Annotated in this window: 13 protein-coding genes; 7 read left to right on the top strand and 6 right to left on the bottom strand. The window is 69.8% G+C overall.

The genetic code is table 11. The features are described from left to right. Positions 1–50: 50 nt before the first annotated feature. Positions 51–644, top strand: coding sequence for an FAD-binding protein (locus ACFYO0_RS11375; RefSeq protein ID WP_388673597.1), 594 nt, complete (start codon positions 51–53; stop codon positions 642–644). 86 nt (positions 645–730) lie between these two features. Here ACFYO0_RS11375 and ACFYO0_RS11370 read toward each other — a convergent pair whose 3' ends face one another. Next, positions 731–1900: an MFS transporter gene (locus ACFYO0_RS11370; RefSeq protein ID WP_388673595.1), complete on the bottom strand. Its 1170-nt coding sequence runs from the start codon at positions 1898–1900 to the stop codon at positions 731–733. 223 nt (positions 1901–2123) lie between these two features. On the opposite strand from ACFYO0_RS11370, the gene ACFYO0_RS11365 reads away from it, so the two are divergent. From ACFYO0_RS11365 to ACFYO0_RS11350, 4 genes are all read left to right on the top strand, one after another. After that, positions 2124–4094: a glycoside hydrolase family 5 protein gene (locus tag ACFYO0_RS11365; protein WP_388673593.1), complete on the top strand. Its 1971-nt coding sequence runs from the start codon at positions 2124–2126 to the stop codon at positions 4092–4094. A 292-nt stretch (positions 4095–4386) separates the two neighbouring features. Further along, a complete protein-coding gene (locus ACFYO0_RS11360) occupies positions 4387–4845 on the top strand; it encodes an SRPBCC family protein (RefSeq protein ID WP_388673591.1) in 459 nt (152 codons plus the stop codon). Beyond that, on the top strand, positions 4842–5180 hold the full coding sequence (locus ACFYO0_RS11355; protein WP_388673589.1) for an ArsR/SmtB family transcription factor: 339 nt from the start codon (positions 4842–4844) through the stop codon (positions 5178–5180). Before ACFYO0_RS11360 ends, ACFYO0_RS11355 begins: the two co-directional genes overlap by 4 nt. A 38-nt stretch (positions 5181–5218) precedes the next feature. Beyond that, positions 5219–5707 (top strand): SRPBCC domain-containing protein, encoded by a 489-nt coding sequence (locus tag ACFYO0_RS11350; protein WP_388673587.1) that lies wholly within the window; start codon positions 5219–5221, stop codon positions 5705–5707. A gap of 163 nt (positions 5708–5870) precedes the next feature. Here ACFYO0_RS11350 and ACFYO0_RS11345 read toward each other — a convergent pair whose 3' ends face one another. The 3 genes from ACFYO0_RS11345 to ACFYO0_RS11335 are packed head-to-tail and all read right to left on the bottom strand — an operon-like array spanning position 5871 to position 9879. Beyond that, positions 5871–7115, bottom strand: a complete 1245-nt coding sequence (locus tag ACFYO0_RS11345; RefSeq protein ID WP_388673585.1) for an NAD(P)/FAD-dependent oxidoreductase — start codon at positions 7113–7115, stop codon at positions 5871–5873. Then, positions 7112–8563, bottom strand: a complete 1452-nt coding sequence (locus tag ACFYO0_RS11340) for an amidase (protein WP_388673583.1) — start codon at positions 8561–8563, stop codon at positions 7112–7114. The genes ACFYO0_RS11345 and ACFYO0_RS11340 overlap by 4 nt, the downstream gene beginning before the upstream one ends. Then, positions 8560–9879 (bottom strand): Nramp family divalent metal transporter, encoded by a 1320-nt coding sequence (locus tag ACFYO0_RS11335; RefSeq protein WP_388673581.1) that lies wholly within the window; start codon positions 9877–9879, stop codon positions 8560–8562. Before ACFYO0_RS11335 ends, ACFYO0_RS11340 begins: the two co-directional genes overlap by 4 nt. A gap of 143 nt (positions 9880–10022) precedes the next feature. Here ACFYO0_RS11335 and ACFYO0_RS11330 point away from each other — a divergent pair, with 143 nt between their 5' ends. Both ACFYO0_RS11330 and ACFYO0_RS11325 read left to right on the top strand, forming a co-directional pair. Further along, complete coding sequence (locus ACFYO0_RS11330; RefSeq protein WP_388673579.1) at positions 10023–11021, top strand: Lrp/AsnC family transcriptional regulator; 999 nt, start codon at positions 10023–10025, stop codon at positions 11019–11021. Between the two features lie 409 nt (positions 11022–11430). Then, entirely contained in the window at positions 11431–11757 is a 327-nt protein-coding gene (locus tag ACFYO0_RS11325) for a hypothetical protein (protein WP_388673577.1), read from the top strand. A 53-nt stretch (positions 11758–11810) separates the two neighbouring features. On the opposite strand, the gene ACFYO0_RS11320 is transcribed toward ACFYO0_RS11325, so the two are convergent. Together ACFYO0_RS11320 and ACFYO0_RS11315 are read right to left on the bottom strand one after the other, a co-directional pair. Further along, positions 11811–12347, bottom strand: a complete 537-nt coding sequence (locus ACFYO0_RS11320; RefSeq protein WP_388673575.1) for a DUF1062 domain-containing protein — start codon at positions 12345–12347, stop codon at positions 11811–11813. A 111-nt stretch (positions 12348–12458) separates the two neighbouring features. Next, entirely contained in the window at positions 12459–12632 is a 174-nt protein-coding gene (locus tag ACFYO0_RS11315) for a hypothetical protein (protein ID WP_388673573.1), read from the bottom strand. Positions 12633–12764: the final 132 nt, after the last annotated feature.

The following is a 12764-nucleotide window of genomic DNA, read 5'->3' as shown; positions in this document are numbered from 1 at the left end:
CGCTACCGTCTGCTGCCACGAGCCGTGGCCTTCCCACCACCACCGACCACGTGGTCGCGGTGCTGCGGGCATGCCGTGAGCGTGGTCTGCCGGTCACGGCCCCGGGCGGTGGCACGAGCATGGCGGGCAACGCGGTCGGGCCGAGTGTGGTCCTGGATTGCTTCTGGTACATGAAGCGGGTCCTGGACATCGACGCCGAGGCACGTGGTGGGTGGAACCAGCCTGCACGGGGGACTGGCCGCCCTCGGCGCACTTATCGGCGACGATCCAGGCCTACGGGTGGAAGCCTGCAGACCTCGTCATCCTGCTCATGGCCAACGCCGGCGTCATCGCCGCCACCGGCGACGCCGCCCCCGACGCCTGGCGCCGCCTCGTCGGCCACATGCTCCGCTCCTACACCCCCTCGGCACCGAAATCCCACCTCTGCCCGAGGCCCCCACCCCCACCGCCCTCTACCGCGCCATGATCCGACTCACACGAACCGGCCCGGGCACCGCCCAGGACGTCTCACTCACATGACCAGCCCTCCCAACCGTCGCCGCCTGCTCACCACCGGAGCGGGTGCCGCTCTCGGCCTCGGAGCGTCAGCCGCCACCCCTTCCCCGGCCACGGTTCCTCGACCAGCTCAACGGCGACGGAGGTAAGGAGGAGAAGAGGGCGCTCGACGAGTTCTACCAGGCGGCCCTCGCAAGTCTGTGCGCCTGTATGGGTGAGGCGGCTGGAGGTGGTGTCAGCTCGCTGCCGCATGCCGCGTCATTACGCCGATGAGGGCGGCGACCGCTGCCATCGCGGCCACGCTGATGAGGGCGGTGGGCAGGGAGAACCAGTCCGCCATGAACCCGATGGCGGGTGGTCCCAGGAGCATGCCGCCGTAGCCGAGTGTGGAGGCGATCGCGACTCCGTCGGCGCCGGCCAGCGAGCCGGCGCGTTCGATGGCGACGGGAAAGAGGTTGGCGAGGCCGAGCCCGGTGATCACGAAGCCGAGGAGCGCTGCCCACAGGGAGGGAGCGAGCGCGCCGAGCAGCATGCCGGCGGCGGCGGTCGTGCCGCCGTATGCCAAGGTGCGGGTCTGGCCCAGGCGTTCGAGCATCTTTGTGCCGGTCAGCCGGCCGATGGTCATGGCGAGTGCGAAGCAGGAGTAGCCGACTGCCGCGACTCCCGGTGTGGCCTCCAGGTCCTGCTCCAGGTGCAGCGCGCTCCAGTCGGCCAGGGCTCCCTCGCCGTAAGCCGTGCACAGGGCGATCAGGCCGAAGGTGATCACAAGACAGCGGGTGCGGGTGTCCAGGCGGCGTGGTGCGGCCTCCTCGTGCGCTGCGCTCTCCGGCGGTGTCGGGGGACGGAGGCGCAGCAAGGTGGGGCCCGCCAGGGCGGTGACGAGCAGACCGACCGCTGTGAGACCGAGCAGATGATGCGTCGGGGACAGCGTCCCTGCGACCAGCGCGCCGAGCCCGGCGCCGATCATCCCACCGAGGCTGAAAGCGGCGTGGAAGCTGGGCATGATGGGCCGTCGTAGCGCACGCACCAAGTCGACTGCGGCGCTGTTGAATGCGACATTTATCCCGCCGTATGAGGCGCCGAACGCGAGGAGTACGGCGCCGAGGGCGGGTGCCGAGTGGGTGAGCGGCGGCAGGGCGACGCTGAGCGAGAGCAGGACGCCGCAGATCACGGTCACCGGGTGGCTGCCGTAGCGGCGGCAGAGTCGGCCGGTGAGCGTCATCGTGACGACGGCGCCTGCCGAGACGCCTAAGAGCGCGAGTCCGAGAGCACTGGCGGAGGCGTTGGTCTGCTCCTTGATGGCGGGGATGCGGACGACCCAGCCGGCGAAGATGAAGCCGTCGAGGGCGAAGAAGGCGGTGAGGGCGATGCGGAGTCGGGTGAGGTCGTTGCGGTTGCCCGGCACGGCGTTGTGCGTTCGGGATTTGTTTATTTGCGGCACAAAATCAGGCTAGGTGGGGTGGGTGGCCGGGGCAAGGGTGTCGGCGACCGTCTGGTCGCCAGGGGCTTCGGGCTCTGCAAGGTGTCCATGGCTCGTCGAGGGCGGGGGCGGGCCCGGTACGCGCAGGACTGGACTGGTGTCGCACCGTCAGCCATGATGACGCCGCCATGACAAGACTGTCTCCTGGATGGTGACCGTGCGCGGATCCTTGGGCAGGGCCACGTTGGCCGCCGTATTCCTGCTGGTGCCCCTGACGCCTGTCCCCGCGGCGGCGGCCGCACAGGATCAAGCTCCCGAGACCGCCACTCCATCCGAAACCGCCGAAACCGCGCTGACCGCCGAAACCGCCGTGACCGCCGCGGACTGGACGGCACCGCTCAGCACGCGGGGCCGCTGGATCGTCGACGCGGACGGAGACCGCTTCAAGCTGCGGTCCGGCAACTGGCATGGAGCCAGCGGCACTTGGAACGGTTCAGGAAGCGTGGACGAGGACGCCAACCACCACGCGGGCGAGAACTCCGGCCGGATACCGCTCGGCCTGGACCGCGTCCCCGTGGCCGAGATCATCGCCGGTTTCCGGGAGATCGGGATCAACAGCATCCGACTGCCCTTCTCCAACGAGATGATCCACGACAGCGTCCCCGTCACGGACGACGCCGTCGCCGCCAACCCCTCCCTGCGCGGCAGGACCCCACTCCAGGTGTACGACGCCGTCGTCCGCGAACTCACCGCCGCGGGACTCGCCGTGATCCTCAACAACCACACCAACACCACCCGCTGGTGCTGCGGAGTCGACGGCAACGAACGCTGGAACGCGAGCCGGTCCACCGAGACCTGGGAGAACGACTGGCTCTTCATGGCCCGCCGCTACAAGGGCAACGAGCGCGTCGTCGGCGCCGACCTCTACAACGAAGTGCGCCGCGACATCTGGGACGACCCCAACTGGGGCCTTGATGACAACCATGACTGGTTCACCGCCTCGCAGCGCGTGGGCGACCGCATCCTGATGGAGGCCAACCCCGATCTGCTGATCATCGTCGAGGGCATCAACTGGACCGGCATCCCCGTCGACGGCCTCGCGCACGAACGCCCCACCCTGGAACCCGTACGCCGCCTCTCGCACGCGCTCGTCGACTCCGGCAAGCTCGTGTACTCCGCCCACTTCTACGACTACACCGGTCCCAACCACAGCGGCGCCACTGGAACGGGCGAGACCACGGACCCCCGCTACCGCGACCTGACCCCCGCCGAACTCATCGACGTATTGAACCGCCAGGCGTTCTTCGTCAACGGCGAACAGGACCAGCACTTCACCGCTCCCGTCTGGATCAGTGAGTTCGGCATCGGGGGCCGTGAGGAGACCGGAGCAAGGCAGCGCGCCTGGTTCGAGAACTTCGTCGACCACCTGATCCGTACCGACGCCGACTTCGCGTACTGGCCGCTCGTCGGCTGGCACGAGAACCGCACCGGCAACGGCTGGGCCCTGCTGCACTGGGACGCGGCCGGCAACCGCATGGGCCTGTACGACGGTGACGACTGGCGTGCTACCGCCTGGACCCGGCTCATCGGGGCCCAGGGCCGCACCGGCCGCGTGAACCCGGTGACCAACTGGTCGATGCTCAGCCCCGACCACGGCGACTTCGTCCAGTCGCGGCGGATACGCGTCCTGCCCGACTGGGACCCCGGAGCCCGCAAGGCGGTCTGCCCCGACGGCCAGCGCCTCCTCGGCCTCAGCCACACCGGCAACCGGGGCCTGTGCTCCGACGTCTCCGCCGGCCCTGTGTGGGACCCGGCCGCCGGACACAAGGTGATCGTCGACGAGCGGTACGTCACGCCGGGCCGGGACTGGGCGACCGGATACACCAAACTCCAGTGCCCCGGCGGCCACTTCCTGACCGGATACAGCGTCCGTGGCGCCGCCGTCTCCGCTGTCCTGTGCGTCGCCGCCCCGCCCGGCTCGATCGGTGGCACGAGCGGCCGCACCGTCTGGTTCGACCGCGGCGACAACAGGGGCTCGACCCCCAAGGGCGGCGACTTCGCTCAAGGCCACTACAAGGGCCAGTGCGCGGACGGCGAGTACGCGGCCGGGATCGCCTACACGGGCCGGGTGGGTTCGTCGCGCACCCCCGACGCGCTGTACTGCCGTCGGCTGAGCTGATCCGCTGCGCACCTCGCCTCTCTCGACCCGTCGGCACACAGCCCGGCGGAACAGGAACAGGCAACCCCCGAATGGGGTGAGATTCGGACCGAATCCGGGAGTGGTGCGCCAGGCGTTCCGTATGGAGGCGCGTCCGAGCCGTGCACTACAGGCCTTGCGCAGCGAGGGTGCGGCGACGCAGATCAGGGATCTGCAGTCTGCAGACTCTTAGAGCAACCATTGGTTGCGCATGCTGGAAGAAAGCTCTACAGTCAAGTGCAATTAAAGGTTGCGATAGAGCGGGAGGAGCGGGATGGAGTACGGCAGCATCGAGCGGGAGATCCACATCGAAGCCACACCCGAGGTGGTCTACGAGGTCATCAGCAGGCCCGAACACCTGCGGGAGTGGTGGCCGGACGAAGCAGAGCTCGAACCGGTGCCCGGCGCCACCGGGGTCATCTCGTTCGGGACCGCGCCGGAGGCGAAGGTCGCACCACTCACGGTGATCGAGGCCGACCCGCCCCGGCGGTTCTCCTTCCGGTGGGTGTACGACGAGGATGAGGCCGCGACATCGGCCAACTCGCTCCTGGTGACCTTCGAGCTGGTCCCGTCGGGTGCCGGCACGCTGCTTCGCTTCACCGAGGCGGGGTTCCGGGAGAAGGGATGGGAGGCGGCCGTGCTCGAGGAGCAGTACCGCGAGCACGTCACCGGCTGGGACTACTTCCTGCCCCGCCTCGTCACGTACGTGGCTCGGCTCGTGTCGACGCCATGAGCGCCACCATCGACGACGAGCTCTGGTCGGCGGTGGGGGAACCGACCCGGCGGCGGATGCTCGACCTGCTGCTGACCGACGGCGGCGGGACGGCGACCACGCTGAGTGAGCAGCTGCCGGTCACGCGGCAGGCGGTCGCCAAACACCTCGGCGTACTCCACCGGGTCGGGCTGGTCAACGTCACGCCGTCCGGACGCGAGCGCCTCTACGAGGTGGACGAGGCCCAGCTCGCCCGCGCGGTCGCGCAGCTGTCGTCGGTCGGGGCCAGCTGGGATGCCCGGCTGCATCGCATCAAGCGGATCGCCGAAGCAATCCAGCGCAGCCAAGAGGGCTGACCCTCACGAACGAACGTCGCCACATCCGAGGCGCGCTGATGAGCCGCGCCCGAATGCGGGCGCCTACACGAGAAAGAGGTATCGAGATGGTGGACATCCTGCACAGGATCGGAATCACGTCGCCTCCCGACGCTGTCTACGCAGCCTTGACCACGGTCGATGGGCTGGCGAGCTGGTGGACGCAGGACACGGACGGCGACGGCGATGTCGGGGGAGTAATCCGGTTCCGCTTCGAGCCCGGCGGGTTCGACATGAAGGTTCTGGAGGCTCAGCCCGCCGAGCGCGTGGTCTGGGAGGTCGTCGACGGCCCTGAGGAGTGGATCGGCACGCAGATCCGCTTCGAACTCAAGCAGGAGGACGGCTTCACGATCGTGTTGTTCCGGCACGAAGGCTGGAAGGAGCCAGTGGAGTTCATGTACCACTGCAGCACCAAGTGGGCGACTTTCCTGATGAGCCTCAAGAAGCTGGTGGAAACCGGCAAGGGCGAGCCCGCGCCGCACGACGTCAAGATCAGCAACTGGCACTAGACCTTGCCCGTCATGTCCTGGCGGAAGCGAGCTTCCCGCACGGGAAGCTCGCTTCCGCCAGGACATCGGGCGTTCCAGGGTGCCGTCCAGCAAGAGCGTGCCCCCACCCCTGCAGCCAGGGTCGCAGGCGTGCCAATGGAGCCGTGGTGCCGTGGCCGCTCCTTCAGCGCAGTGGATGCAACGGGGTGAGTTCGGCGGCAGGTCGGCCTGTGACAATCGATTCGGCGAGGAGTCTGCCGCTCAGCGGTCCCAGGGCGATGCCCCACATCCCGTGGCCGCCGCAGACGTGGACGCGCGGTGAGCGGGTGGGGCCGACGAGGGGGAGGCCGTCGGCGGTGCAGGGGCGTGGTCCCACCCATGCGTCGGTGCGGCGGCCGAAGTCGGCGGCGGGCAGCAGGGGGCGTGCGGCGTCGACGATCGCCCGCACCCGGCGGGGGTCCGCGGGACGGTCGGGCCCGGTGAACTCCATCATTCCGGCGACCCGTACGCGGTCGCCCGCCGGAGTGCAGACCACGCGCTGCGCGGCGAAGTAGGTGGGCCGTGAAGGAAGACCCTCGCGCGGCAGGAGGAAGCTGTAGCCCCGGCCGGACTGAACCGGGGCGCGCACGCCGAAGGGTGCCGCCAGCCGGTCGAGCCAGGCTCCCGCGGCCAGGACGGCCACATCGGCGCGCACCTCGGTTCCGTCGGCGCTCCGCGCGGCGATCCCGGTACCGATGTCCCGGATCCGGGTGACCTCCCGCCCCGTGACGATCTTTCCGCCCCGGTCGCGGACCGAGTCGGCGAGGGCCGCGACATAGGCCCCGGGGTTGAGGTGGCGCTGGCCGTGCAGCCGCACCGCCGCGTCGATCCGTTCAGACAGCGTCGGCTCCAGATCCCGCGCCTCGGTGCCGGTGAGCAGGTCGTAGTCGACGCGCTGGCCCGCGGCGCCCACGGCCTCCAGTTCCTCGACGAACGGCGTGCGACCGGCCTCCGTGGTGAAGGCGATGAGGCACGGGTCGCTCGCCCGGGTCGGTTCGGCGACTCCGCCCCGGGCGAGCTCGTCGTACGCGGCGAGGGCACCGCGGTTGAGTGCGGCGAAGGCGCTCATCGCGACCTGCCAGCGCCGGCTCGTGCAGTTCCGGCCGAAAGACAGCAGGAAACGGGCCAGACGGGCGTCGGCGCGGGGCGGAACGTAGAGCGGCGAGGTGGGTGAGAACAGCGTCCGCAGTCCCAGCCGTAGGGCGCCCGGCTCGGGCAGAGGCACGGTGAGGGCAGGGGACAGCCAGCCGGCGTTCCCCCAGGAGGCCCCTGCCGCCACGCCCCGGCGGTCGACGACGGTGACCTCCACACCTGCTTCCTGGAGGTACCAGGCCGTGGCCAGTCCCGCCATGCCCGCGCCGACGACGAGCGCGCTGCGCGGCGCCGTCATGTTCCACCCTTTCCCGCCGAAGCGACGGCCGGCCTGCGCTCCCCTGTACGTGTCGCCCTTTCGAAGGCGTATCCGGCGTCGAGGACCGCCCGGTCCTGTCGGTGCGGACCGACTATCTGCAGTCCGACCGGCAGACCCGCCGGGGTGAAACCGGCCGGCACCGACAGCGCCGGACAGCCGGTGACGGAGATCAGATAGGCCGAGCGCATCCAGTCCAGGTAGGTCTCCATCGGCGTGCCGTCCACGGAGGTCGGGTAGGGCAGCCGGATGTCGAACGGGGCGACCTGGCTCACCGGCAGCAGCAGGAGGTCGTACGACTCGAAGAACTCCCGGACTCGGTGGAAGAGGGCGGCCTGCAGCATCTGCGCACGCCCGAGGTCCGGACCCGTGAGCTTGCGGCCTTCCTCGATGTTCCACACCACGTCCGTCGCCATCCGGTGGCGGTGCTCGTCCAGCAGGGAGCCGTAGGCGAGTTCCATCTGCCAGGCACGCTGGACGAGGAACACCTCGTCGGCCCCGGACAGGTCCGGGCAGGTCTCCTCGACCTCGCAGCCGAGCGAGGCGAAGACGTCGACGGCCGGGCGCAGCGCGTCCCGTACCTCCGCGTCGACGGGGACGGTCCCGCCGAGATCGGGGGACCAGGCGACCCGCAGACCGCGTACGTCCCCGGCCAGCGGCTCGGCGAAGGCGGAACCCGGTGTCTCCAGGGCGAGGGGGCTGCGCGGGTCGGGGCCCGCGAGCACGGAAAGGGCCAGCGCCACGTCCGTCACCGTCCGGGCCATCGGGCCCTTCACCGAGAGCTGTCCCCACGGCGCCTTGTCAGGCCACGAGGGAACCCGCCCGGGGGAGGGGCGCAGTCCGACGACGTTGTTGAAGGAGGCGGGATTGCGCAGCGAGCCGCCGGTGTCGCTGCCGTCGGCCAGCGGCTGCATCCCGCAGGCCAGGGCCGCGCCGGCACCACCGCTGCTGCCGCCCGCGCTGCGGAAGGGGTCGTACGGGTTGCGGGTGGCCCCAAAGACGGGGTTGACGGTGTGCGAACCCATGCCGAGTTCGGGCACATTGGTCTTGCCGACGGTGATCGCTCCGGCCCTCCTCAGGCGCTCGACGACCAGGTGGTCCCGGTCGGGAACGCGGTCGGCGAAGAGCGGTGAGCCGTACGTCGTGCGGATGCCCGCGGTGTCGTGGAGGTCCTTGTGCGCCACGGGCAGCCCGTGCAGCGGGCCGACGTCCGCCCCCGCCGCCAGCCGCGCGTCGGCCTCGGCCGCCTGCTCCAGCGCCCGCTCGGGGACGAGGGTGACGATGGCGTTCACCGCCGGATTGACGCGCTCGATCTGTTCGAGGTGGGCGGTGACGACCTCCCGGGCGGACACGTCACGGCGCCTGATGGCGGCGGCGAGTTCGGTGGCGGTCCATTGGCAGAGATCCGTGGTGGTCACGGTGTGGTTCACAACCCTCCGATCGTTTCCTTGACTTGTACGACGGCCAGCACTCCGAAGAGGACGAAGGAGCCGGCCAGCAGCACGTTCGAGGCGGCCTTGTTCCGGTACGGCCGCTGGACGCCCCGGCGGTTGAGCAGGACCAGCAGTGCCCCGGACAGCAGAGGCAGGATCAGTGAGCCGACGGCGGCGTACGTCAGGACCAGAGGCACCGGCCGTCCCAGGAACGTGACGGCGACGGCGGCGACCGCGGCGTAGAGAAGAAAGGCGCGGAACGGGCGGCTGTGCTGGGCGATGTGAGGCTCGGCCGCGTCGTCCGGGACGCCGCGCAGGGTCCGCAGGGAATCGGCCAGCAGATAGCACAGGGCGTTGAACCCGCCGACCAGCGCGCTCAGCGTCACCAGGAAGAACGTCCCGAGGAACAACACACGGGCCACCGATCCCAGATCGGCGCCGAGTGGGTCGGCGAGCGCGGCCAGCCCTTCGTTGCCCGTGATGGTCCGACCGCTGCCGTGGAGCAGGCCTGTTCCCACCACCGTGGTGCACAGCACGAACAGGAAGGTGACGGCGTAACTCACCGCGGAATCCGCGCGCATGACGGGCAGTCGGCTGCGGTCCCGCCAGCCCTTCTCCCGCACCCAGTAGCTGTACGAGGCGATCCCGGCCGTGCCGCCCACGCCGCCGATGAGGGCGAGCACCGTCACCACGTCCCCCTCCGGCAGCCTCGGGCGCACCGAGGAGAGCAAGTCCGGCAGGTCGTCGGCGGTGGCAAGGGTGGCGACCGCCAGGACGACCATGCCGAGGAACTTGGCCAGCATGAAGACGCTCATCACCCGCTCGAACACCGCGTACCGGCCGACGTACACGATGGCGGCGGAGGCCAGCGCGATTCCGACGGCCACCGGCCGCAGCGGCAGAGCGGGGAACAGCGTGGACAGCGCCAAGGACGCCACCGAACTCAGCGCCGCCCCGTAGAGCAGCGCGATGACCAGGACGAACACGAAGAACGCCACCGGCAGCCAGCGGCCGGCCGAGCGCAGGCTCGCGATCACGGTCTGCCCGGACGCCATGTACAGGCGTCCCACCGCCTCGGTGAGCGCGAACTTCAGGACGACGCCGATGAGGATCGCCCACAGCAGGGCCATCCCGTAGCCGGCGGCGCCCGCGAGCGAGGTCACCATGTCGCCCGCGCCCACGCTCGCAGCCGCCAGCACCAATCCGGGGCCCAGAAGCGCGAGCCGCCCGCGCAGGGAGCCGGGCGCGGGTTCGGCGGATTCGGCCGCTTGGTGTCGAAGGGAACTTCCAGGCGTCGCAGTCACGTCGACCATCTCCGTACGTGGCGTGAGTTACGGGGTCACGGGTTCGTGCGGCTCATGAGGTCCTGTCGGTCCCCATGGCAGATTCAGGCATGCTGACGGAAGGGAACAAGAATCTCGGCCGAAATGACGGAATCGGCCATATGCTTGGTCCGATGGACGCACCACAGACCGGTCAGGTGGCGGATTCGCTGGACCGGCGCATCGTCAGCGCGCTGCAGATCGACGGCCGGGCCTCCTGGCACCGCATCGCGGCGGCGCTCGGCGAACCCGAACGCACCGTGGTCCGCCGGGGCGCCCGGCTGCTGGAGTCCGGACTGGTGCGCATCGGTGCCATGGAGGTGCGCGGCCGCAGCACGGTGGTCGGCGTGCGCTGCTCCCCCGGACAGGCACGGGTGGCCGCGACGGCACTGGCCCGGCGCCCCGACTGCGTCTTCGCCCACGTGCTGACCGGAACCCCGGACTGCGTCGCGGAGCTGCTCTGCACGCGAGACCGTCTCGCCGGCCTGGTGATGGACGAGTTGCCAGGGCTGCCGGGCGTTGTGGAGACCTTCACGTACCCGGTGCTGCGCCATGTCCGGACGATCCGCGAATGGCACGCGGGCCTGCTCACCGATACCGAGATCGACGGACTGAGGGGCGCGTCGTCCAATGCCTCCGCGCCCCCACTCACCGGTGATGTGCTGTCGACCGGCGACACGACACAGGAACTCTCCCGCCAGGACCGGCTGTTGCTGCACGCCTTGGCCGAGGACGGGCGCTGCACGTACGACGAACTCGCCCGTATCGCCGGGGTGTCGGAGGCCACCGCCAGACGGCGGCTGGGTGCGCTGAGGCGGGAGGGCAGGGTGCGCATCCGGGCCGTGATCGAGCCGACGCTCCTCGGACTGCCCGTGGAGGCGGTGTTGTGGGTGCGCACCGCGCCGTCCAGGGTCGAGGTGGTCACGGCGGCACTGACTCAGTCCGTCCACGTCCGGTACGTCAGCTTCATCGCCGGTGAACGTCAGATCCTGGTCCTGGGGGCGTTTCCCGACGAGTCGGCCCTCTACGACTTCGTGACGGGGTCCGGCTGGCTGGGGGACGTGATGTCGTTGGGAGTGTCGATGGTCCTGACCTCGCTGAAGCGCGGCGGGATGCTCGCCCCGTGGCTGTGAGACGGGTGCGCTGCCCGGGCATCGGCCCGACGAGGACGGTGACTGGTACTGGCTCAGGGTATGACCGCGTCGACGTTGATGCGCTCGCCAGTGACGAACGCCGCCGCCGGGCAGGCGAGAAGGCTGCCGCGGCGGCGATGTCCTGGGGCCGGCCCCTACGGCACAGCGGCACGTCGGCGACGTACGCCGTCAGTGAATCGGGACTCGCTTCGGCATGCCGCTCGACCGGGATCCAGCGTGGGGCGATCCGTGCGACCGCGCTCGTCGTATCCGCCGAGAAGGACCCTACTTCCCCGCCGGAGGACGAGTCATGGACCGTCAGCCGCGGGGCTGTTGACCGTCCGTACCCTTGCACTGCGGGACACGGCGACCGCGTACCGTGGAGGCATCACAACCGGAGGTCACGCACATGTCCGTGCTACCGCACGAGCCGAGCCCGCAGGCCGATTCGGATCCGCAGCGACTGGAACAGGCCGAGGGCCCGCAGACGCTCGGCGAGTTGCGCGCGGCGCTCGCGGTGATCGGTCCCGAGGTGTTGACGGCTTTCAATGCCCGGCTCGACGCCGCGACGTTCGGTGAGGAGCACGCCGAGGTCATCGCCAAGGCCCGCCGCACCGTGGCGTTCTCGAACCGCGCCGAGGTGACGGCCCCCGTAGCGGACCCCATCGACGAAACGTCCGCGGCACAGCCGGCCAAGGATCTGTGGGCCCACCTTGACGTGCGGGACAGTGACTGACCAGGGCCTGTCCGGCGGATCTTGCCGGACGGGCCCCTGGTCCCGAGGAGTGCTCAGCGTTTGAGCGTGAAGGTGAAGTCGCCGGAGAGCTTGCCGCTCAGCCGGACTGCCGAAACGAGCTTCCCCTCCGTGATCAGTCTCTCGACCTCGGCCCGCGAAAGACGGCAACCTTCAGCGATCAGTCGCACCGGCCGGACAGGGATCCGCGCCGCAAAGCGGACCGATACATCGAGCACATCGCTCACCTCGCGGTCCAGTTGATCCGATCCGCCGGTGTCGAGGCGCCAGGCGCCCGCCCAGTCGAGGGCGATGCGATTACGGCGCCGAACGACCGGATCCTGGAGCAGTTCAGCTGCCAGACCAGAGTCGTTGTCATGCATCCGGTCCAGCAGCTCAGCTCGTACGGAGCGCACGTTCATCCGCTCCAGGACCGTGAGCTTTGCCGTGTCCCCGCAAGCGGTACAGAGCACGAGGAGCCAGGCGTCGAGGAGCTTGTGGTTTGCGTTGACGCGGAATTTGCCGTTTGCCCGGAAGCGTTCGGACGCGCAGGCGTGGCAACGGCGGAGAACGGTCGGCAGGCAGGTGGGCATGACCACCCAGCTATTGAGCACAGAAGTACACCGGTTTCAGTGAGAAGTCCGCAGCAAAAAGGAGCGCGGCGCACATTGCGCGACGCGCGACGATTCAGCGCTCGGGAGGTCTCACAGGGTGTACAACGGCACGTCCTTGCCTGGACGACTTGGTTCGGCAGCACGGTAATGGCGCACAGCGGCGCTGCTCCACTGGTTTTCGAGCGCCTCACCGCCAGGTTCCATCCGGCGGATCACGGCGCGGACCAGCAGCTCGTACGCGGTGAGGATGAGGACGATCGCCACGAGCAGGGCGTACTCAACGCGCGAGGCCGTGCCCCGGCCCCGCCGTGGGTGGTGAATGCCATGCCCGAAGAGATCCAGGCGACCGTCAAGGTCGGGGCGATGCGCACAAGGCCGAACGCCCTCTGAGCACCG

The organism is Streptomyces sp. NPDC006365, from assembly GCF_042870755.1.
In the GTDB taxonomy this organism is placed as follows: Bacteria; Actinomycetota; Actinomycetes; order Streptomycetales; family Streptomycetaceae; genus Streptomyces; species Streptomyces xiangluensis.
This window is presented reverse-complemented; position numbering and strand designations above follow the sequence as displayed.

What these genes read in the sequence shown, in the direction of transcription:
- ACFYO0_RS11320 (WP_388673575.1), bottom strand. Translation starts at nt 12,347, where the DNA reads ATGCCCACCTGCCTGCCGACCGTTCTCCGCCGTTGCCACGCCTGCGCG.
- ACFYO0_RS11325 (WP_388673577.1), top strand. Translation starts at nt 11,431, where the DNA reads ATGTCCGTGCTACCGCACGAGCCGAGCCCGCAGGCCGATTCGGATCCG.
- ACFYO0_RS11345 (WP_388673585.1), bottom strand. Translation starts at nt 7,115, where the DNA reads ATGACGGCGCCGCGCAGCGCGCTCGTCGTCGGCGCGGGCATGGCGGGA.
- ACFYO0_RS11365 (WP_388673593.1), top strand. Translation starts at nt 2,124, where the DNA reads ATGGTGACCGTGCGCGGATCCTTGGGCAGGGCCACGTTGGCCGCCGTA.
- ACFYO0_RS11335 (WP_388673581.1), bottom strand. Translation starts at nt 9,879, where the DNA reads ATGGTCGACGTGACTGCGACGCCTGGAAGTTCCCTTCGACACCAAGCG.
- ACFYO0_RS11355 (WP_388673589.1), top strand. Translation starts at nt 4,842, where the DNA reads ATGAGCGCCACCATCGACGACGAGCTCTGGTCGGCGGTGGGGGAACCG.
- ACFYO0_RS11350 (WP_388673587.1), top strand. Translation starts at nt 5,219, where the DNA reads ATGAGCCGCGCCCGAATGCGGGCGCCTACACGAGAAAGAGGTATCGAG.
- ACFYO0_RS11330 (WP_388673579.1), top strand. Translation starts at nt 10,023, where the DNA reads ATGGACGCACCACAGACCGGTCAGGTGGCGGATTCGCTGGACCGGCGC.
- ACFYO0_RS11360 (WP_388673591.1), top strand. Translation starts at nt 4,387, where the DNA reads ATGGAGTACGGCAGCATCGAGCGGGAGATCCACATCGAAGCCACACCC.